Annotated in this window: 23 protein-coding genes; 21 read left to right on the plus strand and 2 right to left on the minus strand. The window is 45.0% G+C overall.

Features of this window, described 5'->3' with window-relative positions:
* Positions 1–41 precede the first annotated feature (41 nt).
* Positions 42–839: a 2-keto-4-pentenoate hydratase gene (locus BMZ93_RS03740; protein WP_091502363.1), complete on the plus strand. Its 798-nt coding sequence runs from the start codon at positions 42–44 to the stop codon at positions 837–839.
* Positions 840–879: 40 nt separating this feature from the next.
* Here BMZ93_RS03740 and BMZ93_RS03745 read toward each other — a convergent pair whose 3' ends face one another.
* Positions 880–1,620 carry a sulfite exporter TauE/SafE family protein gene (locus BMZ93_RS03745; protein ID WP_091502365.1) on the minus strand — a complete coding sequence of 247 codons (741 nt, stop codon included), beginning with the start codon at positions 1,618–1,620 and terminating at the stop codon, positions 880–882.
* Between the two features lie 504 nt (positions 1,621–2,124).
* The gene (locus BMZ93_RS03750; RefSeq protein ID WP_091502367.1) at positions 2,125–2,640 is read right to left on the minus strand and encodes an NUDIX domain-containing protein; all 516 of its coding nucleotides are present in this window, start codon (positions 2,638–2,640) and stop codon (positions 2,125–2,127) included.
* Between the two features lie 138 nt (positions 2,641–2,778).
* Here BMZ93_RS03750 and tgt point away from each other — a divergent pair, with 138 nt between their 5' ends.
* The 20 genes from tgt to BMZ93_RS03850 all read left to right on the plus strand — a co-directional run bounded on the left by tgt (position 2,779) and on the right by BMZ93_RS03850 (position 26,430).
* Positions 2,779–3,996: a tRNA guanosine(34) transglycosylase Tgt gene (tgt, locus tag BMZ93_RS03755; protein WP_091502438.1), complete on the plus strand. Its 1,218-nt coding sequence runs from the start codon at positions 2,779–2,781 to the stop codon at positions 3,994–3,996.
* 43 nt (positions 3,997–4,039) lie between these two features.
* Complete coding sequence (gene yajC, locus BMZ93_RS03760; RefSeq protein ID WP_382419417.1) at positions 4,040–4,375, plus strand: preprotein translocase subunit YajC; 336 nt, start codon at positions 4,040–4,042, stop codon at positions 4,373–4,375.
* Between the two features lie 245 nt (positions 4,376–4,620).
* A complete protein-coding gene (locus BMZ93_RS03765; RefSeq protein WP_091502370.1) occupies positions 4,621–6,357 on the plus strand; it encodes an ABC transporter ATP-binding protein in 1,737 nt (578 codons plus the stop codon).
* Positions 6,350–8,122, plus strand: a complete 1,773-nt coding sequence (locus tag BMZ93_RS03770) for an ABC transporter ATP-binding protein (RefSeq protein WP_091502372.1) — start codon at positions 6,350–6,352, stop codon at positions 8,120–8,122. The genes BMZ93_RS03765 and BMZ93_RS03770 overlap by 8 nt, the downstream gene beginning before the upstream one ends.
* An 83-nt stretch (positions 8,123–8,205) precedes the next feature.
* A complete protein-coding gene (locus BMZ93_RS03775) occupies positions 8,206–9,441 on the plus strand; it encodes a glycosyltransferase family 4 protein (RefSeq protein WP_091502374.1) in 1,236 nt (411 codons plus the stop codon).
* Position 9,442: 1 nt separating this feature from the next.
* The gene (locus tag BMZ93_RS03780) at positions 9,443–10,510 is read left to right on the plus strand and encodes an LTA glycolipid anchor biosynthesis glycosyltransferase, IagA/BgsA family (RefSeq protein ID WP_091502375.1); all 1,068 of its coding nucleotides are present in this window, start codon (positions 9,443–9,445) and stop codon (positions 10,508–10,510) included.
* A 15-nt stretch (positions 10,511–10,525) separates the two neighbouring features.
* The gene (locus tag BMZ93_RS03785) at positions 10,526–11,563 is read left to right on the plus strand and encodes a lysylphosphatidylglycerol synthase transmembrane domain-containing protein (protein WP_091502377.1); all 1,038 of its coding nucleotides are present in this window, start codon (positions 10,526–10,528) and stop codon (positions 11,561–11,563) included.
* The gene (locus BMZ93_RS03790; protein ID WP_091502378.1) at positions 11,556–11,810 is read left to right on the plus strand and encodes a DUF1797 family protein; all 255 of its coding nucleotides are present in this window, start codon (positions 11,556–11,558) and stop codon (positions 11,808–11,810) included. Before BMZ93_RS03785 ends, BMZ93_RS03790 begins: the two co-directional genes overlap by 8 nt.
* Before the next feature lie 25 nt (positions 11,811–11,835).
* On the plus strand, positions 11,836–13,944 hold the full coding sequence (locus BMZ93_RS03795; protein ID WP_244269342.1) for an LTA synthase family protein: 2,109 nt from the start codon (positions 11,836–11,838) through the stop codon (positions 13,942–13,944).
* Between the two features lie 101 nt (positions 13,945–14,045).
* Positions 14,046–16,058 carry an excinuclease ABC subunit UvrB gene (gene uvrB / locus BMZ93_RS03800; protein WP_091502380.1) on the plus strand — a complete coding sequence of 671 codons (2,013 nt, stop codon included), beginning with the start codon at positions 14,046–14,048 and terminating at the stop codon, positions 16,056–16,058.
* Between the two features lie 63 nt (positions 16,059–16,121).
* Complete coding sequence (gene uvrA, locus BMZ93_RS03805; protein ID WP_091502382.1) at positions 16,122–18,998, plus strand: excinuclease ABC subunit UvrA; 2,877 nt, start codon at positions 16,122–16,124, stop codon at positions 18,996–18,998.
* Between the two features lie 192 nt (positions 18,999–19,190).
* Positions 19,191–20,510, plus strand: coding sequence for an APC family permease (locus BMZ93_RS03810; RefSeq protein ID WP_091502384.1), 1,320 nt, complete (start codon positions 19,191–19,193; stop codon positions 20,508–20,510).
* Positions 20,511–20,648: 138 nt separating this feature from the next.
* The gene (locus BMZ93_RS03815; RefSeq protein ID WP_244269343.1) at positions 20,649–21,293 is read left to right on the plus strand and encodes an aggregation-promoting factor C-terminal-like domain-containing protein; all 645 of its coding nucleotides are present in this window, start codon (positions 20,649–20,651) and stop codon (positions 21,291–21,293) included.
* Between the two features lie 108 nt (positions 21,294–21,401).
* Complete coding sequence (locus BMZ93_RS03820) at positions 21,402–21,953, plus strand: YqeG family HAD IIIA-type phosphatase (RefSeq protein ID WP_091502386.1); 552 nt, start codon at positions 21,402–21,404, stop codon at positions 21,951–21,953.
* 7 nt (positions 21,954–21,960) lie between these two features.
* Entirely contained in the window at positions 21,961–23,127 is a 1,167-nt protein-coding gene (yqeH, locus tag BMZ93_RS03825; protein WP_091502444.1) for a ribosome biogenesis GTPase YqeH, read from the plus strand.
* Complete coding sequence (gene yhbY, locus BMZ93_RS03830) at positions 23,127–23,441, plus strand: ribosome assembly RNA-binding protein YhbY (protein ID WP_091502387.1); 315 nt, start codon at positions 23,127–23,129, stop codon at positions 23,439–23,441. The genes yqeH and yhbY overlap by 1 nt, the downstream gene beginning before the upstream one ends.
* Before the next feature lie 12 nt (positions 23,442–23,453).
* Complete coding sequence (gene yqeK, locus BMZ93_RS03835) at positions 23,454–24,044, plus strand: bis(5'-nucleosyl)-tetraphosphatase (symmetrical) YqeK (protein ID WP_091502389.1); 591 nt, start codon at positions 23,454–23,456, stop codon at positions 24,042–24,044.
* An 11-nt stretch (positions 24,045–24,055) separates the two neighbouring features.
* A complete protein-coding gene (rsfS, locus tag BMZ93_RS03840) occupies positions 24,056–24,421 on the plus strand; it encodes a ribosome silencing factor (RefSeq protein ID WP_091502391.1) in 366 nt (121 codons plus the stop codon).
* 63 nt (positions 24,422–24,484) lie between these two features.
* Positions 24,485–25,243: a class I SAM-dependent methyltransferase gene (locus BMZ93_RS03845; RefSeq protein WP_091502392.1), complete on the plus strand. Its 759-nt coding sequence runs from the start codon at positions 24,485–24,487 to the stop codon at positions 25,241–25,243.
* Positions 25,243–26,430, plus strand: coding sequence for a nucleotidyltransferase (locus BMZ93_RS03850; RefSeq protein WP_091502394.1), 1,188 nt, complete (start codon positions 25,243–25,245; stop codon positions 26,428–26,430). Before BMZ93_RS03845 ends, BMZ93_RS03850 begins: the two co-directional genes overlap by 1 nt.

Genomic DNA, 26,430 nt, shown 5'->3' on the forward strand with positions numbered 1-26,430 from the left:
TTATTTGAATAACAAACAGGATAAACAAAAGGAGAATTATTATGACAAAGACAGAATTGACAGCAGCAGAGAAACAATTGGCCGATGCACTTTACGAGGCCTTCAAGACAGGGAAGGCTTTGGACGTTGCCAAGTGGCAGGACGTGGTCAAAGAAGATGACCGTTCTTACTTGGTGCAAGACGAATTGTTGCGCTTGAAGGGCGAAGACGTTGCTGGCTATAAGGTTTCTTTGACCAGTGAAGAAACGCAAAACATGTTTGATTCCAACGAACCCTTGTACGGGGCTCAGACCGGTTCACATTTCGTGAAGTCACCAGCGACTTTGAGCTTGTCAAAGGATTTGATGGATCCATTGGCCGAAGTGGAATTGGTTTTCAAGGCCAAGGAAGACCTTAGTACAGAAGATTCTTTGGAAGACATGGCCAAGAAGACAACGGTAGCACCAGGTGTCGAAGTGCCTGACTGCCGCTTCTTGGACTGGTTCCCAACTTTGCCAAAGTACTTGGTTATGGCCGATGCCGCCGTTGGTGGTTATGTGGTCTACGGTGAAGAAAAGGAAACGGCCAGCTTTAAGTTGGATGACCTTGCCCAGGTGACGACAACTCTTGAGCACGACGGGGAGGAAGTGGCGACTGGTGCTTCAAGCGAGGTACTTGGAAACCCATTGAACTCCTTGCAGTGGTTGGTCAAGAAGTTGGCTAGTCAGGGCAAGACTTTGAAAGCCGGACAACGCGTTTCTGCTGGAACTTTCTTACTTCCTCCAAAGTTGACAGAAGGTACTTGGAAGGCCAGTTTCAACCATGGCTTCTCAGACGTTGAAGTTCGTGTGACAAAGTAAAAGAAAAGCGCTCAAACAATTAGCTTGAGCGCTTTTTTTCTTAGAAGATTAAGTTTAATCCAAAGTAGATGATGACAATTCCTAGTAGTGGGGATAGGAACTTGTTGAGCTTCTTTTGATCAAAGAGTCGTAGAACGAGTGGCGTCAAAATTGATCCAATGATACCACCAATCATCAAGAAGAGTCCGGCGGTCCAGGAAATTGGGGAACCAGCAACCAAGTGGCTGATTAATCCGACAACAGCTAACACCCATAGAATGTAGGTTGTCGTTCCAGTTGCCTTCACGGCAGGTAGACCAATAATGGAAAGGCCAGCAACAGTGGCAGATCCTCCTGACAGTCCTCCGAACCCGACCATTAGTCCGGAGATGAAACCGAAGATGAGGGCGACCTTTGAGTTCTTGGAAGGTTCCTTCTTTTTCTTCTTTGCGAAGACGTTTTTGTACAAAACGATGCAGCCCATTACGGTTAGTAGAATACCCACGGCCCGTTGATAAACGTGGGCGGGGATGAAGCGGGAGAGGTAGGTTCCAATCAGAATACCGGGGATGGCCGCTAGAATTAGGCGGTTACCGATTCGAACCTCAACGTTCTTTAATTTCAGTTGGGTTAAGAAGCCGGAAAGGAGGGCGAAAACCGCGATAAAAAGTGAGGTTGGAACGGCCATTTCCGTCGACATGGCCATGGATGAGGTTAAGACACCAAGGTAAAAGGTCGCGCCACCGCCACCGATTAGGGTGACAAAGCAGCCAATGATAAAGCCGTAGAGAATGATGAGCATGGTTATTTCCTTTAATAAATCATGATTTGTTAAATATTTAAAAAGAAAGGGTGAATATCGAATATTTAACGCAATGTTTTCATTATATTATTTGTCGTGAAAAAATTCCTATAAATTTTATTAAGATCAGTGTGGAATTAAAAAGAAGAGACCAGGGAAAGGCCTCTTCTTAGCTAGTGTGATAGTTGGGAAATCAAAGCATTTGAAACATGACTTAATTTGGTAAAAAATGTGAAATTTTAAGGAAGAAATTTTAAGCACGATGATGGACAATCTTAAAATCTCGAATGGGACTAAACGAGTTAGCTCACTAATTGTAATTGAATGAAAATAGAATAGGAATATAAGACAGTAACGCTTGGAGTACTATCACGGTTCTAGCAAGTTTATTTTAGCATAGTATTTGAAATATTATTAATTATTTTAAATATTATACAAAATATACAAAATTGTATCGAATTCTTGTAATCAAATAAAAAAGTCAGCCGGAGCTGACTCAATTATTTAATCATCGTTTTTCGCTGCTTCGCGCAACCAAGGCTGTTCATTTTCTTCGTTAATGGTTAGCACACGCTCCAGGGTATCCTGTGCAGCGGGCACAAACATCTTTGGACGGGGGTTAACAGGTACAAATTCAACGGACAAGGTTTCGGTACCGTCAGCTTTCAAGTGGTCAGCAGTTGCGCCTTCAACAAGCTTGACTTCAAAGCCCATTGAGATGGTTTCCTGTGCATCACCCCAGGAGTTCTTTGGGTTGACGTGGGTTGCCATCCCAAGCATGCGGACGACTTCAACGTCCAAGTTTGTTTCTTCCTTGAATTCACGAACAACGGCTTGCATTGGGGAGTCACCATATTCGAGGAATCCACCTGGGAATCCGTATCCCACTGCTGAGTCGCCACGCTTCTCTAAAAGAATGGCGTCGTGTGCTTCATTCCAGAGTACGCCGAAGGCAGAGTTGAAAATCATGCCTTCGTGTCCGACTTTGGCACGCATACGAGCGATGTAGTTTTGTTCCATGGTTTTATCCTTTCAATGGTACAATTTTTAATCTTCCAGTATCATAACGCGGATTTTTATAAGAAACAACTGAGAGAGCAAAGTCCTTTCAGGGTCCGTGTTACAATGGAAGAAGTAAATCTAACAAGTAGGTGAATGATGACTGATAAGAAACCGGCCGTTTGGTACGAACATCTTCATACAGAAAAGCATACGGGTGCCCGTCGTGGCCGTTTGCACACGCCCCACGGGGTCTATGAAACGCCAATGTTTATGCCCGTTGGGACACAGGGTGCCGTCAAGGGTGTCAACACACGCACGCTAAAGGAAATTGGTTCGCAATTTATTTTGGCTAATACCTATCACCTTTGGGTTCGTCCAGGCGATGAACTCATTGCGCAGGCCGGTGGCCTTCATAAGTACATGGGCTGGGATCAGGCTATTTTGACTGATTCTGGTGGCTTCCAGGTCTTTTCTCTTTCTGATGCACGAAAGCTGAAGGAAGAGGGCGTGACTTTCCAAAACCACGTGAACGGGGACAAGATGTCTTTGTCACCTGAAGTGGCCATGCGGATTCAGAACAATTTGGGTTCTGACGTTATGATGCAGTTGGACGAAGCCATTCCATACTTTGAAACCTACGACTACGTCAAGGAATCGATGCAGCGTTCCTTGCGTTGGGCCGACCGTGCACAACAGTATCATAAGAAGACGGATACTCAAGCACTTTTCGGAATTGTGCAGGGTGCTGGATTCCGTGATTTGCGTACGGAATCGGCTAATGAATTGGTTAAGATGGATTTGCCTGGTTATGCTGTGGGTGGCCTCTCCGTTGGAGAATCCAAGAAGGAAATGAACCGTGTCTTGGACTTCACGATGCCCCTGCTTCCTGAAGATAAGCCTCGTTATTTGATGGGGGTTGCCGCACCCGATTCATTGATTGATGGTGTGATTCGCGGTGTTGACATGTTTGACTGCGTTTTGCCAACGCGAATCGGGCGTAAGGGAACGTTGATGACTTCGAAGGGCCGTGTCGTGATTAAGAATTCCCGCTACAAGGATGACTTCTCACCCATCGATCCGGATTTGACCTATTATTCAGACAACCCAATTCGAAAGAATCAGTTCGGCAATTTGGCACAGTACGATTTGCCAAACTATTCACCTTACCAAAACCTATCCCGTTCATACTTGCACCACCTCTTTAACGCCCATGAACGTTTGGGTGAGCAAATTGCTTCAGAACATAACCTGCGTTACCTTCTTCATTTAATGGAAGAAATGCGTAAGGCAATCGAAGAAGACCGTTTGCTTGAATTCCGTGAGCAGGTCTTAGAAGAATACGGATATAACAAAAAGAACGCCAGATTATTTTAAAATCTGGTACAATGTAACAAATCAATCATAAAGGAATGAAATTATGCAAAACCTTATCTTGCCACTTATCCTTGTTGTTGTGATGGTCTTTTGGATGCAACGCACCCAAAAGAAGCAAGCAGCTAAGCAAGCTCAAATGAAGAACGAAATGAAGAAGGGTTCAGACGTTGTAACCATTGGTGGATTGCACGCCAAGGTTGACCGTGTGAACGAAGCCGAAAAGACAGTTGATTTGGACTGTGAAGGCGTTATCTTGACTTTTGAATTGACAGCCATCCGTTCCGTAAAGAACGCTGAAGAAGCCAAGCCAGCCGAAGAAGTGAAGCCAGAAGCTGAAGAAGCAAAATCTGAAGCAGCTGATGAAAAGAAGGAAGACTAAGTTTAGTCTTCTATCCCACCCACGGGTGGGATTTTTTAGTTGCCTGAATGCTAATTAGAATGAATTTGCTTTCCTGCTTACCTTGGTAAATTCGTTTATCTTTATTCAAAATAATGGTAAGCTAATAGCAAAGATATACGGCAATGGGTGTTAAAGCCCGAAAAAGGAATGGGAGATGCACCCGTTCAGGGACTCTTCTAGCGGAAGGGTCCTTTTTTGAAAAATAGAAAGTACAGGAATAACTAATGGGATTACTATTAACCTATGCAAAACCCTACGGGAAAAAGATTGCTGCCGCGGTGGTATCGGTGACGCTGATGGCCTTGGCGACTTTGACGCAGCCACAGTTTTTAGAAAAAATGATGTCTGCCATTATTAAGGACCAGAGTGACTTGGTTTTGAAAAACGGGGCTTATTTGTTGGGGCTCGCTTTGGTCGGAATTGTGGCCGGAATAACTGGTACTTACTTTGCCTCACAGGTTTCTCAAGGGGTAGCAGCGGATATCCGACGTGCTGAATACGATAAGATTCAAAACTTTTCTTTGCAGCAGGTGCAATCTTACAGTTCGGCTAATCTGGTCGTTCGTTTAACTAACGATGTTAATCAGGTACAACAACTGGTCATGCAGTTGTTACAGATGGTTTTGCGTGTGCCCATTCTTTTGATTGGTGCCATTATCCTATCCATCTATACAATTCCATCCCTTTGGTGGGTGGTTGTCCTAATGATTGTGCTGATTGTTCTATCTTCACAGCGAATTTTTGCCATGATGGGCGGTAGTTTTGCTAAGATTCAGAAATTGATTGATAAGAATAATACGCTTGCTCAGGAAAACTTGGCTGGGGTAAGAGTTGTGAAGTCCTTTAATCAACAGGGACAAGAAGAAGCCTCCTTCTCCGATAACACGGAAGAGTTAACGGAAGTGAACCGTCGGATTGGCTACCTCTTTAACATGATGTTTCCAATCTTCATGTTGCTTTCCTACGCGGCCATTGTGGCAGCCTTGCTCTTCATTTCCACATCCATTACTTCTCATCCAGATCAGTTAGCAAAGATTACACCATTTATTACTTATTTGAATCAAATCTTGATGGCACTATTGATGATGGGGATGATTTCGACTTTTGCTTCCCGTGGATTTGTTTCTTTGAAACGAATTTCTGCGGTGATGGCGGAAGAAACAGGAGGTCTTTCAATCAATGAGGAAACAAAGGTAGCAAAAGACGATTTCTTGAAGCAAGATTTGAAGGTCGAGAACCTATCCTTTACTTATCCGAATGCAGAATCAGCTGCTTTGTCTGCTATCAGCTTTGGTTTACATGCTGGTCAAACATTGGGAATCGTCGGATCGACAGGTTCTGGGAAGTCGACTTTGGCATTACTACTCGCCCGCCTTTATCAAGGGGATGCTGGAAAAGTCCAAGTTGACGGACAAAATATCCAAAACATTGACGAAGAAAGCTGGCGCCAAGCCGTTTCAATCGTCATGCAAAAGCCAGTTCTTTTCTCTGGAAGCATCGCCTCGAACTTGAAGATGGGAAAGGCTGATGCTAGTGAAGCTGAAATGCAGGAAGCGATTGAAGCTGCTCAAGCGGCTGAATTTGTGAACGCCTATCCAGATGGATTGGAACACGAAATTTCAGAACGCTCTGCTAACTTGTCGGGTGGTCAAAAACAGCGTTTGTCACTTGCTCGCGCCTTGGTAAAGAAGCCCCGCTTGCTCATCTTAGATGATGCGACTTCGGCCCTAGATGCTCGTTCTGAAAAACAGGTTCAGGAAGTGCTGGCCAATGAATTTGCAAAGACGACCAAGGTCATCATTGCCGAAAAGATTGCATCGATTATTCGTGCAGATCAAATTATTGTTTTGGACGAAGGAAAAGTCGTCGGCGTTGGCTCGCACGAGGAGCTGTTAGAAAACAGTGACTTTTACCAAGAAATTTACCAAAGCCAGAAGGGAAAGGAGGGCGACCATGAATAAGTTACGAGTAGCGCTGGGATATTTCACGAACTATTTGAAACCTTATTGGAAGGGCCTGAGTGCTGCAGTCGTGTTCGTGTTGATTGGAACCTATGCTCAGATTAAGGCTCCCCTTTACTTGGGAAACGCGATTTCTGGGTTAACAAAGTATTTGACCGCCTCCTTTACACCTGGAGGTCATGCCTCGTTGGCAGACTTTTACCAGGCAATCATTGCAATGGTGCTTTTCTACTTGCTTTCGGAAGTTGGCTTTGTGATATCCGGATTGATTACTTCCCGTGTTTCATCGGATTCTGTTGGACAAATGCGCATGGGCCTTTTTTCAAATTTGCAGAAAAAGGCGATTCGTTATTTTGATTCCCATCAGGATGGAAAGATTTTGTCGCTCTTCACTTCAGATTTAGACAATGTTTTTAACGCGATGAACCAGGCTGTTTTTCAGATTTTTTCACAGGGTATCCTCTTTCTAGGAATCATCTGGATGATGCTATCCAAATCGTTAACGATGGCCTTGGTAACGATGGCACTGTCTCCCTTTGCCATTATTGTGGCACTGGTAATTGTGAATAAGGCACGTAAGCAAATCGAGAAACAACAGGCTGCGACTGGTGATTTGAACGGTTACATTAACGAACAGCTATCTGGACAGGCAGTTTTACTAGCCGAAGGACGTCAGCAAACTTCCATTAAGGACTTTGAACCCATTAACGAACGAGTTCGTTACGCCACACAAAAGGGGCAGTTCTATTCAGGATTGCTATCACCATTAATGCAAGGGTTCTCGCTCTTGAACTTGGCGATTGTGATTTTCTTTGGCTCCTGGTTGGTACTTCACAACGGTATGGATAAGGCCTCTGGATTAGCCTTGATTGTTGTCTTCGTGACCTATTCACAGCAATACTTCCAACCCATTTCACAATTAACAGCTATATATAACCCACTGCAGTTGGCCATTACAGGGGCCAACCGAATTACGGACGTCGAGGCAACACCAAATGAAGTGAACACTGGTAAGAAATTGGCTGGTCCATTAACCGAAGGCGTTTCGCTAAAGCACGTGGACTTTTCTTATCAACCCGGGCGTCCAATTTTAAAGGACGTTTCGATTGATGTGAAGAAGGGACAAATGGTTGCCCTTGTTGGCCCAACGGGTTCTGGGAAAACAACGGTGATGAACCTGTTGAATCGTTTTTACGATTTGAACGGGGGCGAGATCACCTATGATGGTGTGCCACTAAAGGACTACGATCTAAAGTCACTACGTAGTCGTGTCGGGATTGTCTTGCAAGAATCCGTGGTCTTCTCAAAGTCCATTCGAGACAACATCGCCTATGGTAAGCCGGATGCTAGTCAGGAAGAAGTTGAGTCCGCTGCAAAACAGGCCAATATCCATGACTTCATCATGAGCTTGCCGGATGGTTACGATACCAAAGTCACGGGTGCGGACAACCTCTTTTCAACTGGTCAAAAACAGTTGTTATCCATTGCCCGTACGATTCTGACGAATCCATCCTTGCTGATTTTGGATGAAGCAACGGCGAACGTGGATACGGTTACCGAAGCTAAGATTCAAAAGGCCATGGAGAACGTAATGGCCAACCGAACATCCTTTGTGATTGCCCACCGACTAAAGACAATTTTGTCAGCCGATGTCATTGTTGTTTTGAAAGACGGTCGTGTTATTGAAAAGGGTTCACACGCAGAATTATTGGCTGAAAAAGGCTTTTACTCAGAGCTTTACTACAATCAAATGGTATTTGAGTAAAAAGGGTGCGCTTTGGCTGCATTCCTTAAAAATGGTATAATATTGGCATTACGCTTAGCGCTTGAACATAATGGGAGCAAATCATGAAGATTGGCTTATTTACGGATACCTATTTTCCACAGGTGTCTGGAGTGGCAACATCAATTCAAACATTAAAGGATGCTCTTGAGGAGCAGGGACACCAGGTCTATATTTTTACAACGACTGATCCTAAGGTTGATAAGCACGCAAAGGAAGAACACATCTACCGTTTTTCTTCAATGCCTTACTTTGGATTTAAAGACCGGCGTTTGACTTTCCGCGGATTAATTCAAGCGGTTGATATTGCCCGTGAATTAGAACTTGATATTGTGCATACACAAACTGAGTTCTCATTAGGTTTAATTGGTAAGTATGTTGCTCGTCGTTTAAAGATTCCAGCTATCCATACCTATCACACCATGTACGAGGACTACACGCACTACGTGGCGAAGGGGATGCTTCTAAAACCCTCTGCCGTTTCTCATTTGGTAAAGGCCTACTTGAAGTCGATGGATGGTTGCATTGCACCATCTGAACGCGTTAAGGAAAGTCTTCTTTCTTACGGAGTTGATGATATTCCGATTCCTGTTATCCCAACCGGGGTAGCGGTTAAGGAACTTGGTGATGGGAAGGAAGACTTGCACGCTAAGTATGGGATTAAGCCGGGAACACCGGTTGTTTTGTCCCTTGGCCGCTTGGCTTTCGAAAAGAACATCACCATGACAATTTCTGCTTTTTCAGAAATTCTCGAACAAATTCCAGAAGCGCGTTTGATTATTGCAGGGGATGGTCCTGCCCGTAAGTCTCTACAAGAACAAGTGGAGGACCTTGGTTTGCAAGATTCCATCACCTTTGTGGGGATGGTTGACCATGACCAGGTAGCGGATTATTACCGCCTGGCCACTGTTTTTGTTTCCTCATCAGACTCTGAAACACAGGGACTGACTTTTATTGAAGCATTGGCATCCAACCGGCCATTCGTTGCTATCCACTCACCATACTTGGACCAGTTGGTAACAAACCCTGCCATCGGGCAATTAGTGAACGACTATGACGAGTTCATGGAAGCGGTCGTTTCCTATCTAAAGCGTCCAATGACCGAAGAAGACGAAGAAATTCGTAAGGCAGCGGTTAAAAATGTTGATGCTTCGACATTTGCTACTCGTGTTCATGCATTTTATGAACAAGTCATTCATGACTATCAGCAGCACGATGATCACGATGATTCCGATCAGTTGAACGATGATGAAATCGGCTATATTAAGCGACTCTTACGCAACCCCTTTAGGAGAAACTGAGTTGAAAGTTCTGTTATACTTTGAAAATCAAAAAATGATTGCCCAATCTGGGATTGGTCGCGCACTGCGCCTACAACAGGCAGCTCTGGGCCCAATCGCGGATGTCACGGTCACGACGGATCCTAAGTGTGACGACTACGACGTTTTGCACATTAATACCTATGGCATAAAGTCCATGCACATGGTGAAAAAAGCGCATAAAATGGGGAAGAAGGTGGTTTACCATGCCCACTCAACCTATGAGGATTTCCGTAATTCTTTCTTCGGGTCAAACCTATTAGCGCCGGCCTATAAGAAGTATCTGGTGGCGCTTTATCGTCAGGCGGACACCTTAGTAACGCCAACACCATATTCCAAGTCATTGCTCGAAAACTATGGCTTAACGCAGCCCATTTACCCTGTTTCCAATGGAATCGATTTGAAGAAGTACCAGCCTGATGAAAGTAAGATTCAGGCTTACAAGGAATATTTTGATATCAAGCCGGGACAAAAGGTTGTGATGTCCGTTGGATTGTTCTTTGAACGAAAGGGTCTCTTTGACTTCGTAGAACTGGCTAAGCGCCATCCTGAAATTACCTTTATCTGGTTTGGTAATACCAACCTCTTCATCGTTCCTGGTAAAGTCCGCTATGTCATTGAACACCATCCCGATAATTTGATTTTCCCTGGTTACATCACGGGGGATATTATCCGTGGTGCTTACGCGGGTGCTGACCTCTTCTTATACCCATCCTTTGAAGAAACAGAGGGGATTGTCGTTTTGGAGGCCTTGGCCTCAAAACAAAACCTTTTGGTACGGGATATTCCGGTTTATGATGGCTGGTTAGTCGACCAGGAGAACTGTTATAAGGCTAAGAATTTGGACGACTTTGATCAGCAGATGGAAGCCATTCTAGCTGGAAATCGTCCGGATTTGACCGAAGCAGGGTACAAAGTTGTTCAAGAACGTGACCTACACCAAGTTGGTCACATCTTGGACGATGTCTACCGTGCCACCCTTGAGAATAAGAAGCTCCCACTCAACGAAAACGGGACAGTTGCCGTTCATTTGGCTGATCAAAACGTTTAAGGAGTTCCTTACACTATGTCACGTCGAAATAAACTATCTGCTCTCGTCGTCATTTTGATGACGGGGCTTGTCATTTATTACTTGGTTAACGAACTTTCTGGCCGTGGAAAACAGTTGGAAGCTGCGTTAAAAGTCTTGGACTGGCGCTTTCTATTAGCGGCCTTCTTTATGATGGTCTTATCCCTTCTTTTAGAAGCTTTTGCGACGCATGCTTTACTTTCAAAGCAGGATCGAGAAGAGACTTCATGGGGAACGTTAATTCGTGTTCCCTTGATGAACCAGTTGGGTGTTGGCTTGACGCCCTTTGCAACTGGGGGTCAACCGGCACAACTTTACGGATTGACCCGTGGCAACATGCCCGCTTCTCGAGCACTCTCAGTGATTTTGATGAAGTTTTTGGTATACCAAATTGTGGTTGTTCTCTTTTTTATTGTCGGTTACTTTGCTGCTGAACAATTTATCTATGAGAACGTCAACCCAGCCTTTGCCACCTTCATTCCCTTTGCCATTGCCATCCACGCGATTGTGATTGTGGGGATTTTGTTGGTGATGTTTTGGCCAGCTCTGTCCTTGAAAGTCGTGGACCTGAGTGCTAAATTAGTTTCAGTGTTATACAAGGGTAAGTCCCTTCACAACATTAAGGAAAATTCCAAGGAAAAGATTCGTTCTTTCCACGAAGAATCAAAGCGTGTGATTAAGTCTACTCGTTCGTTGACCGTTGCCACGATTTATACGGGCTTGCAGTTGATTGCCCTCTACGTCGTGCCTTACTTTGTTATTCGAGCCTTTGGTTATTCTTCCGCTAATCCTTGGATGATTATCGCCATGAACATCATGATTGTCATGGTGATTTCACTCTTCCCAATTCCTGGTGGGGTTGGCGGAGCCGAAATTTCCTTCCAGTTACTTTTTACGCCCTTCGTTAAGAACCCGGCCACTTTGGTCTTGGTGATCTTAATTTGGCGACTAATCACTTACTACTTTGGTTTATTTGCTGGTATTCTGGCTTATGTCATTCCGACAAAGGAACAAAAAGAAGGAAATCATGCCTGAAGAAACAAGTCAGTTACAGGACATTTTAAAGCGATTATTTGCAATGAAAAAGTCTAAAGATGGCCGTTATCAAAAACGCCGTTTTGATTTGTACGGTTTGGAGTTACTTCAAGTAACCTATGACCAAGAGAATCAAGAATGGGATGTTTTAGACCATCGATTGAAAAAACATTACCACTTTGATGATATTGATTTGGTAGCGATTGAAATCTACGATCTACTGCGAGATGTACAGTTGACCTTTTAAGGTCTCTTTTTATGAGGAATGAAAGATGTTTAATAAATCGATGCTAAAGAAAAAAGATGCAAGTCAAAAGCAGGTTAAGCCTGCTGCTTGGTGGTCTGGTATTACCGGATTCTTCCTATTAAATTTATTCTTAGTATGGCTAAAAACTTACGTTAATTACTTCTTTAACTTTTCTTTGGGAGCATCAGGTCCTGTTCAACTCTTCCTGTTGGCGCTAAATCCAATCCCAACGGCAATCATTTTGCTTGGAATTGCTCTTTACTTTAGAGGAAAGGTTGCCTACTTCTTAGTTTGGCTTTTTAACTTGATTCAGAGTATTTGGCTTTTTGCCAACATGCTTTACTACCGAGAATTCTCGGACTTCTTGTCCTTTGGAATTATCGGTTCCGGTTCATCAACTGGAAATAACTTAAGCAAGTCGATTGCAGCCATTATTAGGCCAACTGATTTCTTGGTTTACCTTGATGTGGTTATCCTGGCTGTTTGCTTGCTTTTCAAGTTTTGGCCAGTTGATAAGAAGGGGATTGCCAAGCGTTATGCCTTCTTGACAACCTGCTTGGGAATCGCCTTGATGTTTGTTGACTTTGGAATTGCTTCAGTTGACCGTTCCGGTCTATTGACCCGTTCCTTTGATAACAACTACATTGTGAAGTACCTTGGTTTAAATGAGTACGCCGCATTCAACGCCTTTCAAACAAAGAAACAGTCAGACTCCCGTAAGGAAGCTTCTGCCAGCGATTTGAAGAAGGTCCAAGCTTTCATTAACCAGAACAACATCCCTGCTAACGCTTCCTACTATGGAACGCAGAAGGGGAAGAACGTTTTCGTTATTCACTTGGAATCCTTCCAGCAGTTCCTAATTGATTACAAGGTGGATGGTCAGGAAGTAACACCAAATTTGAACGCCTTCTACCACGATCAAAATACATTATCATTTGATAACTTCTATAACCAGGTTGGTCAGGGAAAGACTTCCGATGCTGAAATGATGCAGGAAAACTCCCTTTACGGATTATCAACTGGTTCAGCCATGACCAAGTATGGAACGGCGAACACCTTTGAAGCCATGCCAGCCATTTTGGGCCAGCAGGGTTACACGTCGGCTGCTTTCCACGGTGATGTGCCATCCTTCTGGAATCGTAACAACACCTACAAGTCCTTTGGTTATAACTACTTCTTCTCAAAGAACTACTATCCAAATTCAGAAAAGGCCAACTATTCAGTTGGATACGGTTTGAAGGATAAGATTTTCTTGAAGGATTCAGCTCAGTACATCGAGCAGTTACCTCAGCCATTCTATGCAAAGCTAATTACGGTTACGAACCACTATCCATACTCATTGGATAAGGAAAACATTACCTTCCCAGCAACTCAAACGGGTGATTCCACGGTGGACGGGTATGTGCAGACTGCCCATTACCTCGATCAATCATTTGGTGAGCTGATGAACTACCTGAAGAAGGCTGGCTTGTACGATAACTCAACCTTTGTTCTCTATGGTGATCACTATGGTATTTCCGAAAACCATAAGCCAGCCATTGCACAGCTCTTAGGTAAGAAGTCCGTCGATAATTATGATTTGGCTAACTTCCAGAAGGTGCCATTCATGATTCATGGCACTGGCTTGCAGGGTGGCATTAACCATACCTACGGTGGTGAAATTGATATGATGCCAACCTTGTTGCACCTCTTGGGTGTTTCAACCGACGGCATGACCATCTTTGGACACGACCTGTTGTCGCCACAGAACCAGCAGATTGTCGTCTTCCGAAACGGCGATTGGGTAACACCAACCTACACGAAGTACCGGAATGAGTACTACAACACCCAGACTGGTCAGGAGCTATCCATGACTGGTAATCCAGCCTTGAAGGCAACTGCTAAGCGGGTCCAGAACTATGCCGATAAGTCCTTGTCATATTCTGACGAAGTGATTACTGGGGATCTTCTACGTTTCGATAAGACTCGTATGAATGCTTACACGGTTAACAAGTCTTCCTATGATTATCAAAAGGCAGCAGCTTTGAAGTTGTTAAAGCAGAATCAAAAGTCAAACCCAACTTCAGTATTGGCCAAGAACGGAGGTAAGTCGACAACGTCGGATTACGAAACGGACGCGCCAGAGTTGAAGTGATTGACTGTATAATATAAAAAAACGAGCAAATGTCTGATATAGAACATTTGTTCGTTTTTTGTTATACTAAAAATTAAGATTTAAACTTTTTGGAGGGCTTCATGGTAGAACCAAAGAGAACAGATGAGCACTTTGATGTTGTATCAAAGTATCAGCCGACTGGTGATCAGCCAAAGGCCATCAACAAATTAGTACAAGGTTTAAAAAATGGTGAAAAGGAGCAAATCTTGCTCGGTGCCACGGGGACCGGTAAGACTTTTACCATTTCCAACGTCATTGCTCAAAACAATAAGCCAACCTTGGTTCTTTCGCACAATAAGACATTGGCCGGTCAGTTATACTCCGAGTTGAAGGAATTCTTCCCCCATAATGCGGTCGAATACTTCGTTTCCTACTATGACTACTACCAGCCCGAAGCCTACGTACCATCGTCTGATACTTTCATTGAAAAGGATTCAGCTATCAACGATGAAATTGATCAGTTACGTAACTCGGCGACCGCTTCGCTATTTGAGCGTAACGATACCATTGTCGTTGCTTCGGTTTCTTCCATCTTTGGTTTGGGTGATCCCCACCAGTATAAGAACCACGTGATTTCCTTGCGTGTTGGTAACGAGTACGGACGCAACCAGTTGATGCACGATTTGATTGATGTGCAATTCACCCGTAACGACATCGACTTTCAACGTGGAACCTTCCGTGTCCGTGGCGATGTGATTGAAATCTTTCCATCATCACAAGACGAGTTGGCCTTACGAATTGAATTCTTTGGTGACGAAATCGACCGGATTCGTCAAATCAACGCCTTGACCGGGCAGATTGTTTCGGAAAAGGACTATGTTGCTGTTTACCCAGCTAAGCACTTTATGACCGATGACGAGCGGATGAAACAGGCCTTGGTTGGAATCCGTGAGGAAATGGACGAACGGCTGAAGGAATTCGAAAAAGAGGGGAAGCTCTTGGAAGCACAGCGTCTCCGTCAGCGGACGGAGTATGACTTAGCCATGCTTCAGGAAATGGGCTTCACTCCTGGTATTGAAAACTATTCGCGTTGGATGGATGGCCGTGAAAAGGGTGAAGCGCCATACACGCTGTTAGACTTCTTCCCCGACGATTTCTTGATTGTTGTGGATGAGAGTCACGTAACCATGCCACAGGTCCGCGGGATGTACAACGGTGATAAGGCCCGTAAGCAGACCTTGGTCGATTACGGTTTCCGTTTGCCATCGGCTTTGGACAACCGTCCTTTGAAGTTACCAGAGTTTGAAAAGCACGTGAACCAGATTATTTATATGTCTGCGACACCTGGTGACTACGAATTGGAACGAGTACCTAAAAAGGATGTTGTGGAGCAGATTATTCGACCAACTGGTTTGCTCGATCCTGAAGTGGAAGTTCGCCCAGTCATGGGACAGATTGACGACTTGGTTGGTGAAATCAACAAGCGTGTCGAACTCGATGAGCGTGTCTTCATTACCACTTTGACCAAACGCATGTCTGAAGATTTAACGGACTACTTAAAGGATGTTGGTATTAAAGTCGCTTACCTGCATTCGGATATTAAGACTTTGGAACGAACGAAGATTATTCGTGAGTTACGTTTGGGTAAGTACGACGTTTTAGTTGGAATTAACCTGCTTCGTGAGGGAATTGATGTTCCTGAAACATCATTGGTGGCCATTTTGGATGCCGATAAAGAAGGATTCTTGCGTAACCCCCGTTCCTTGATTCAGACGATTGGGCGTGCTGCTCGTAACGCCCACGGACATGTTATTATGTACGCGGACAAGGTAACCCGTTCCATGAAGGAAGCCATGGATGAGACGGCCCGTCGTCGTGAAATCCAGATGGCCTACAATAAGGAACATGGTATTACGCCACAGACGATTAAGAAGGATATCCGTGATTTGATTCGTGCGGATAAGCCGGCCGAAGTGGCCGAGTCGGTTGACATGACCGAAGTCGACTTTGCCGACCTACCAAAGTCGGATCAGACTGATATTCTAGAGAACCTGGCTAACCAGATGAAGGCTGCCGCCAAGGAGCTCGACTTTGAAACGGCGGCAAAGGTTCGTGATAACATTATGAAGTTAAAAAAGCAGGCTGGACGTTAATTCGTTCGCCCTGAATCGAAAGAAAAAGCCCAGTGATGGGCTTTTTAACAAGTAGAGGAAAAGATGGCAAAGAATAAAATTGAAATTCGTGGTGCTCGCGCCCATAATTTAAAGAACATTGATGTTGATATCCCAAAGGATGCCTTAACGGTCGTGACCGGACTGTCCGGTTCTGGAAAGTCTTCATTGGCTTTCGATACTCTATACGCCGAAGGACAGCGCCGTTACGTTGAATCACTGTCAGCATACGCCCGTCAGTTCTTGGGACAGATGGACAAGCCCGACGTTGATTCAATCGATGGTTTATCGCCAGCCATTTCGATTGATCAGAAGACGACCTCCAATAATCCCCGTTCAACGGTGGGAACGGTCACAGAAATTGCGGATTACTTCCGTTTGCTCTTTGCCCGTGTTGGTAAGCCGGACGACCCAAAGGACGGCACTAAGATTATGCAGACCATCGACCAGATGGTCGATTATGTGCAGAAGACTTTGGATGAAGGGACTCGTTTGCAGGTCTTTGCGCCAATTATCGAGCATAAGAAGGGAACCCACCAGAAGACTTTTGAGAAGATGCAAAAGCAGGGTTACCTCCGTGCCAAAGTCGATGGCGAAATCATCGAATTAGACCAGCAGGACGACCTAGCCCTGGACCGGAACAAGTTCCACGATATCTCCGTTCTAGTTGACCGTGTCGTGATGCGCGATGGTTCCCGTTCCCGTCTCTTTGATTCAATCGAAGCGGCCACTGGCCTAGCAAACGGCTTGGTTGTTTTGGAACCGGTCGCCCGTGGTGATGAAGAAGTCCAAGAACCAATCCGGATGTCTGACCACTACTTAGGTGAACTAAAGGACTTCCGTCCTGGCCGTTTGGAACCAAGACTCTTTTCATTTAACGCACCGGATGGTGCCTGCCCGGTTTGTCAAGGATTGGGTGCGAACCAGGAAGTCGACATTGATTTGGTCATTCCAGATGATAGCCTGTCCTTGAAGGACGGAGCCATTGCACCTTGGAATCCTATTTCATCCAATTATTACCCAGCCTTGCTGGAGCAGTTCTGTGACCAGTTCGGCATTGATATGACGGTACCCTTTAAAGACTTGTCTAAAAAGGACCAGGAGTTGGTGCTTTACGGTTCCGGTGAGAAGAACTTCCATTTCCACTTTAATTCTGACTTTGGTGGTGTTCGTGATGTTGATCAGCCATTCGAAGGAGTGATGAACAACATTGCCCGTCGTTATAAGGAAACAAACTCGGACTTCACTCGTGACGTCATGGCTCAGTACATGACGAAGTTGACTTGTCCCGCCTGTCACGGTTACCGTTTGAACAAGGCAGCCCTTTCAATTAAGGTGGCTGGTAAAAACATTGGGGACGTGGCCAACCTACCCGTTAACGATGAAATTGACTACTTCAACGGTATTATCCTGGGGCAGCAGGACGAAGAGATTGCGAAGCCCATTTTGAAGGAGATTCGTGATCGATTGGGATTCCTGCAATCCGTTGGTCTGGACTACCTGACTTTGTCGCGATCAGCTGCCACGCTTTCTGGTGGTGAATCCCAGCGTATTCGTCTGGCTACCCAAATTGGGGCCAACCTTTCGGGTGTTCTCTACGTTTTGGATGAGCCTTCCATTGGGCTGCACCAGCGTGATAACGATAAGCTGCTCGCTTCCATGCAGGCTATGCGTGATTTGGGCAACACATTGGTTGTCGTGGAACACGATGAAGATACGATGAACGCCGCCGATTATCTAATCGATGTCGGTCCGGGTGCTGGAAGCCTTGGAGGCCAAATTATGGCCGCCGGAACGCCAGAAGAGGTCAAGAAGAACCCCAAGTCCCTGACTGGACAGTACCTGTCAGGAAAGAAGTTTATTCCAGTTCCTGATTCACGGCGCAAGGGCAATGGCGAGGAAATCGTCATCCGTGGTGCTAAGGAAAACAACTTGAAGAACGTAACGGCCAAGTTCCCATTGGCGGAATTCGTCGCCGTGACCGGGGTTTCTGGTTCTGGAAAGTCGACGCTAGTCAATATGATCTTGAAGCGGGCTTTGAAGCAGAAGTTGAATAAGAACTCGAATAAGCCTGGTGCCTACCGCAAGATTGAGGGTGTCGAAAATGTTGAGCAGGTGGTCGACATCGACCAGTCACCAATCGGTCGTACGCCTCGTTCAAACCCGGCCACCTATACCGGCGTCTTTGATGACATTCGCGCCCTCTTTGCCGAAACCAACGAAGCTAAGCTCCGCGGTTACGCCAAGGGCCGCTTCTCTTTTAACACGAAGGGTGGCCGTTGTGAAAACTGTCGTGGTGATGGGGTTATCAAGATTGAGATGAACTTCCTGCCCGATGTTTACGTGGCCTGTGAGGTTTGTCATGGGACTCGCTACAACTCTGAGACATTGGAAGTGACCTATAAGGGTAAGACCATCTCAGATGTTTTGAACATGACGGCTGAAGAAGCCTTGGACTTCTTCGCACCCATCCCAAAGATTGCTCGCCGCTTGCAGACGATTGTCGATGTCGGCTTGGGCTATGTGAAGTTGGGTCAGTCTGCTACTACTTTGTCTGGTGGGGAAGCACAGCGTATGAAACTTGCTTCTGAACTACATCGTCGGACCAACGGTAAAACCATCTACATCTTGGATGAGCCAACGACTGGTTTGCACACGGACGATATTGAGCGACTCCTGGTCGTCCTAAACCGTCTGGTGGATTCTGGTAACACCGTTGTCGTGATCGAACACAACTTGGACGTGATTAAGTCTGCGGATTGGATTATTGACCTTGGTCCTGAAGGTGGTGCCGGTGGTGGTCAAATCATTGCCACGGGTACTCCTGAAAAAGTCGCCAAAAGCAAGGACTCTTACACCGCTAAATACCTGAAGCAAATTATGGACCGTGATATTGCACGGGCGAAGGCGGAACAGAAGTAAAACAATGTGAAAAAAGAATTTTTGCACGGTCTTTAGTTAATTGAATCAATATAAAATAGGCGATTTTATCGCCTATTTTTTTGACTATTTCCTTGCTCACAAATTCTTATACAAAAGCTTTCTGCACATTAACATTAAAATCATGTTAAAATAGTTTCTATTGAAATCTGTGCAGAAAAAGGAGGTCGCAGAATGGAAAAAGAAGAATTAAACCGGGGGTTCGGTCTCTGGTCCTCACTCGCGTTAGTAATTGGGACCATTATTGGCTCCGGAATTTTCTTTAAGCAAGGATCAGTGTTACAAACGGCTGGTTCAACATCCTCGGCCTTACTTGCTTGGTTGGCCGGTGGAATTTTGACTTTGACAGCGGGAATGACTGTTGCTGAAGTTGGGTCACAAATGGCCGAAACAGGTGGTATCTACATCTACCTGACAAAGCTTTATGGAAAGACGGTTGGTTACTTGGCCGGCTGGATGCAGGTTATCTTCTATGGACCTGCCATGATGGGGGCTATCTCAGCTTACCTTGGTTTGCTTTGTGCCTCATTGTTTGGAATTGATAAGATGTGGTCAGTACCAATGGGAATGGTTGGATTAGGCTTCATTGGCTTGATTAACTCATTGCCAAACAAGAACTCAGCATCCTTCCAGGTTTTGACGACGACCATTAAGTTGGTGCCAATCGTCGCTTTGATTATCTACGGTTTGTTCTTCGGTAAGGAAGACGCTTTGACGCAAACTGTATCAACTGCCATGCAAACAAGTGGTGGTGGCTTCGGCGTTGCGGTTTTGTCAACACTCTTTGCCTACGATGGCTGGGTAACGTTGGCGAACATCTCTGGTGAAATCCGTAACCCACAAAAGACGATGCCAAAGGCGATTGTTTATGGGATTTTGATTGTTATTGTGGCCTTTGTTGGTGTGTCATACGGTACTTACCGTGCTTTGCCAGCCGACAAGATTGTGTCACTTGGTTCATCAGCTACTGTTCACGTTGCTGAACAAGCCTTTGGGCTCTGGGGTGGCCGTATTCTTTCGGTTGCTATCTTGATTTCATTGCTTGGTACTTTGAACGGTAAAGTCGTATCCTTCCCCCGTGTGCTCTTTGCCATGGCTCGTAAGGGTGACTTCCCATTCGCGAAGACTTTTGCAAAGTTGAATGCAAAGTCAAAGACACCAAACAACGCTATCTGGTTCTTGATTTTGATTGGTTATGCCATGATGTGGTTGACTGATCCAAACCAATTGACTGACTACGCTGTTTTCATTACTTTCTTGTTTTATATTTTGGCATTTATCGGCGCCTTCAAGCTTCGTAAGGAAGACCCAGAAGGAAAACACCGTGACTTCTCAATGCCTTTCTACCCAGTGATTCCAATCATTGCTATCCTTGGTTCAATCTATGTTGAAGTATCAGAATTAACCAACGATTTGCATGGAGTGTTGGTTTCCGTTATAATTGTATTATTGGGTTGGCCAGCATATTACTGGTTGAATAAGAAAAATAGATAAAGAACACCACACAAGCACCCGCTACTCGCGGTTGTTGAACGGATATACAACGGAGGTTTGATTACTTTATTCCTTGGTTAAACGGGTGAGATTCCGAGTTTAATCTTCAGATAATATTTATCAGGGATACTGTAAGACATGATGTTTAATAAAATTTTACTTACAAGTATTGCGGTTGCCGGTCTTGCATTGACAGCTGTCAACCAACAATTTAATAGTTCTAAATCCACGACCGACCAAGCCGTTAAGGTATCTGGCTCTGTCAATGGTAAGACAGTTAAAACTGCTGTTTCATCATTGGATAACATTAAGAGCTTAGAAACTACGGCAGCCGGTCAAGAAGTAGCTGCTGATACTGATACATCTTCCCAAGATACATCAGATCAGACGACAGATACTTCCAGCCAAGCAGCAGCTGATACGTCTTCTGCGTCATCAAGCCAAGCTACTACGACTGCGGTAAGCACCCAATCAAGCACTACAACGACTTCAACGGCAGCACCTGCCGCCGCTACTACGACTGCAACGTCAACTTCTTCTGATGCTTCCGGTGATATTAACTGGTTGATCCAACGTGAATCTGGCGGAAATGTTAATGCTTCAAACGGTTCCTTCTACGGAATCGGACAGTTGTCTCCATCAGCATATGCAACTTATGCTCCTGGTCAAGACTACCATGGTAACTACGCTGTTCAATTGCAGGCAATGCAAGGTTATATTGCAGGCCGCTATGGTTCAGTTGCAAATGCCATTGCACATTTCCAATCAAACGGTTGGTACTAATCCAAAGGTTTGAATGATTTAAAAGACCCCTTTCGGGGGTCTTTTTTTGTTCCAGAAGAAGCCTGTTTTCGTGTATAATAGGGCTTAAATCATAAAGTGAGTAGAAAAATGGTCTTGAACTTCTTAAAACCCACATACTGTGTACAATCTGTTTACGATTTATCAGTTGATGAATTAAAAAAACACCATATCAAAGCTGTGTTGACCGATTTGGATAACACACTTTTAGCCTGGAATAATCCAAAGGGTACACCAGAATTGCACGAGTGGCTGAAGGAAACAAAGGCCGCGGGTATTGACGTGATTGTGGTGTCAAACAACACCTGGGACCGTGTCAAGAAGGCAGTGGGCGATTTAGACGTTGATTACACGGCTTGGTCATTAAAGCCAATGCCCCGCGGTATCTTGAAGGTGATGCATGAACGTGGCCTAAAGAAGGATGAAGTTCTGATGGTTGGTGATCAAATGTTGACCGACGTTTGGGCTTCTCACTTAGCCGGTGTAAAATCGGTGTTGGTGGAACGTTTAATTGAGTCTGATATGTGGCAAACATGGGTCAACCGTTTTATTGAAAATCAGGCCAAAAAAATTATCTATAGAAAAAAGGGCCTCGTTTTTTATGATTCATTAACGAAGGCTGTTGAAGCAAAGAAAGATTAAGGTCTTCATGGAAGAAGAAAAGAAGCAAGTTATCGCAACAAAAGAAGAAGTAGAAGAAGCCTTGCAAGAGGGGCTCTACTGTATTGGTTGTGGTGCTTTAATGCAGGTAAAAGATAAAGAAGAAGCCGGTTACCTTCCAATGTCTGCTTTACAGAAGCAGTTGGAATCAGAACAATTGCTCTGCCAGCGTTGTTTCCGATTGCGTCACTATAATGAAATTCAACCGGTTTCACTAACTGATGATGATTTCATCAAGCTCTTGCACCAAGTTTCAGAAGCAAAAGCATTGATTGTTTACGTTTTGGACCTGTTTGATTTCTCAGGGTCAACGATTCCAGGACTGCCACGTTTCGTTGGTACCGATAACCCAATCTACGTGGTTGGTAACAAGGTCGACCTCCTACCAAAGTCTTTGAAAGATCATAAGATTAAAGACTGGGTTCGTGGTCAACTGAAAGAGCAGGGGATTAAGCCAGTCGATGTCGATTTAACCTCAGCGGCTCATCCTGCTAACTTGGACATGATTTTGGAGAAAATCGATGACTTGCGGGCAGGCCGGGACGTTTACGTTGTTGGTACAACAAACGTTGGAAAGTCCACGTTGATCAACCAAATCATTAAGTCTAAGACAGGGGTTCAGGAGTTGATTACCACTTCTCGTTTCCCTGGAACGACTTTGGACCAGATTGCCATTCCCTTGGATGATGGCCATTCCTTGATTGATACGCCGGGAATTATTAAAGCGGACCAATACGCACACCAAGTTTCTGATAAGGACTTGAAGTACGTTTTGCCAAAGAATGAGATTAAGGCCCGTACTTACCAGTTGAACGATGAGCAGACGATTTTTATCGGTGGGCTTGCTCGTTTTGACTTGGTATCCGGCTTGAAGGATTCTAAGACATCCGCAACATTTTACTTTGAAAATAATTTGAATTTGCACCGAACTAAGATGGTAGGCGCAGACGACTTTTATGAAAAACATCAGGGTGGCCTTTTGGCACCCGTACCAAAGAATACAGAAGCTGGCCTAGTTGGTCATGAATTCAGAACGAAGACAACGGCCGATTTGGTCTTTGCTGGTCTTGGCTTCATTACCATCCCAGCGGGTGTGACCGTTAAGGCTTATGCTCCAGCGGCAGTTTCAGTGTTCTTAAGAAAGGCAATGATTTAATGCAATTAACTGGAAAGCAAAAGCGCTACTTGCGTTCACAAGCAAACAAGATGACACCGGTCTTTTCAATTGGGAAGGCGGGTCTTTCAGAGGACTGGCTTTTAGAAGTTGAAAAGGCTTTGGCCAAGCGTGAGTTGATGAAGGTCAACCTCCAACAGGGTGCTGAAGTATCAGCCAAAGAACTGGCTGCCTTCATTGAAGATAACTCATCAATTACCGTTGCACAGGTAATTGGAAAGACAGTTCTTTTGTACCAAGAAGCAAAGGAAGCGAAGTACATGAAGTACTCACTTGAAGTAAGCAAATTAGCTTAAGGAGTGATGAACATGGCAGCGGTGAATGAAAAAGAACTAGCAGCATTATCAAAGCGGGTGGGCAAGAATTTGTCCAAGCATCGTTTTGAGCACTGCTTACGAGTTTCAGACTATGCAGTCAAGTTAGCCAAGCAAAATGGGGTCGATGTTAACCAGGCGGCAGTTGCCGGATTGGTTCACGACTATGCCAAGGAAGTGTCAAAGAAGGACTTCTTAAAGAAGATTGATAAGTCCGGTTTGAATCCTGATTTGAAAAACTGGGGCAACGCCGTTTGGCACGGTGTTGTTGGTGCTGAATTTATTAAAGACGATTTGGGCATTGATGACCCAGCCATTTTGCAGGCTGTGCGTTTGCACACAACAGGTGGTACACACAAGGAAATGACGGGCTTGGATAAGGTGGTCTTTATGGCCGATTACCTTGAAGAAGGCCGTGACTTTCCTGGTGTGGAAGAGGCCCGTCAAATTACGGACAAGTCCTTGGACCAGGGCGTCTTCTACCAGTTGGCACACACACTATCATTTTTAGCAGGAAAAGAAAAAGTGATTTATCCCAAGACATTTGAGGCCTATAACGACTGGGCGATGTACTTGAAGGATTAAGAGGAGAATTTATGGTTGAACAAACAAACACAGCACTGTTGAAGACGGTGTTGAATGCCATTGATAACAAGCGTGGAGAAAACGTCTCTGCCTTGGATATGCAGGGCGTATCCCTTTTGGCTGATTACTTTGTTTTGGCATCAGCAGGCTCAACTCGACAGGTTCAAGCCATTGCCAACGAAGTAAAGGAAGATGTTGTGAAGGCTGGTTTTGAAATCGGTCATATCGAAGGTTTGGATCAGGCACACTGGGTTGTTTTGGACCTTGGTGATGTGATTGTTCACATCTTCGATGAAGAGTCCCGTGACTTTTACCACCTCGATAAGCTCTGGTTTGATGCCAAGTCATTGGATGTTGAATCGTTCTTAAACGAATAAATGCAATGGGGCCATTTGGAATGTAATTTCCAGGTGGCCCTTTCTATGGAAAGGAAGGTCAGCATGGCCGAAGAAGAACAACCTTATCAAACATTTGCTTCACTCTACGATGAGCTTTTTGATGGTGAACTCTACCTCGACTGGGCTGACTTTGTAAAAGCAAACATTCCAGCTGGAAAAGTCTTAGACCTCGGTGGTGGAGCCGGCCGTTTAGCCGTTTTGTTGGCCAAGGATGGCTACCAGGTGGATTTGTTAGACCTTTCAGGAGCGATGCTCTCACTGGCTCAGGAACATGCACAGGAAGAAGACGTTGACCTGCGATTGCTGCAGGCTGATATTCGGGACTTCTCGGACTGGGAAGAACGCTATCCAGCCATTGTTTCCTTTGCTGATACCTTGAACTATCTACCGGGGCCAGCGGATTTTGAAGCCGGTTTGCGTCAAGCCTTTGAACATTTGGAAGATGGCGGAACTTTTCTCTTTGATGTAATTACGCCAAAGATGGTCAATGTTGATTATGATAACTTTTGTTACAATAACGATGAAGACCCGGAAAAGATTTTCATGTGGACCTCTTTCTTTGGGGAAGAAGAGAACTCGGTCGATCATGATTTGAAGTTCTTCTTATACGATGAAGATTTGGATGCCTTTAAGATGGTTCGTGAAGTGCACCATGAACAGACCTATCCACTGGCGGAGTACCTGGCTGTATTGGAACGTGTTGGATTCAAAAACGTTCAAGTTTCAGCGGACTTTGGCCGTAAGCAAGCAGAGGAAGAAGATACGCGTTGGTTCTTCAGCTGCCAAAAAGGAGAAAAGTGATGAAAGCCGTTGGTATTATTGCTGAATATAATCCCTTTCACAATGGGCATTCCTACCATTTGCAGGAAGCCAAGCGTGTAACGGGTGCCGATGTGGCCGTTGTCGTCATGTCTGGAAACTTTGTGCAGCGCGGTGAACCAGCTATTTTGGACAAGTGGGAGCGAACAAAGTTAGCTTTGCACCATGGGGCTGACGTTGTTGTTGAACTGCCGGTCTTTGACGCGGTACAACCGGGGCATCTCTTTGCACAAGGTGCTGTCCGCATTTTGGCAGCTTTGGGTGTGCAAGACCTGGTCTTTGGATCTGAGCATCCGGACGTGGACTTCATGACTTTGGCAAAGCAGGCCGAAGAGATTCAATCGGAAGGGAAGTATACCGACCGTACGCAGACATATGCCTCTGCCTATGCAGCCGAATTGGAAGAGAAGACTGGATTTAAGTTGGAAGATCCCAACGATATCTTGGCTTTCTCATATGCAAAAGCTGTTTTGAACTTAGATGTTGAGATGACACTTCATCCAATCGGTCGTTTGCAGGCCGCCTATCACGATCAAACGATTGATGAGGACCAAGACATTGCTTCGGCTTCCTCCATTCGTTTGGCTCTTCATAAGGGCAAGTGGGATAAGGTGGAAAAGGTTGTGCCGGCCGATACTCTGAAAGCCTTGCAAGAAAAGCCAAATTCTTTGGCGTTCGAGAAACCCTTCTTTGAACTGCTCCGTTACCGCTTGTTAACCGATACAGTTGGACAGTTGGGACAGGTTTACCAGATGGCCGAGGGTTTGGAATACCGTTTGGCTGGGGTCGCGGCTGCTAAGGAAGCCCCACAGTCCTACCAGTCCTTTATTCGGGCCGTGAAGTCCAAGCGCTATACCTTTGCTCGTATGCAGCGGACAATGTTGTATACTTTGTTAAACATTAAGGTTGACCAAATGCAGGCCGCGATGGCTGATTCCTACATCCGTTTACTCGGCTTTACGGATGAAGGCCAGGCTTACTTATCTGAAGTAAAACGTAAAGCCCGTTTGCCAATTATTTCCCGTGTTGATCAGGGCTTGGCAAAGGCCAACTTACGTTTGGATTATAAGGCGGGGATGATTTGGCAGCTCTTAGCTAATCAGTCCGCTAGTCAAGAAGGGCAAGACCTCGCCCGTCGTCCCATTCACTACATCAAGGAAAAGGAGTAA

The organism is Fructobacillus durionis (genome assembly GCF_900112405.1).
GTDB lineage: Bacteria > Bacillota > Bacilli > Lactobacillales > Lactobacillaceae > Fructobacillus > Fructobacillus durionis.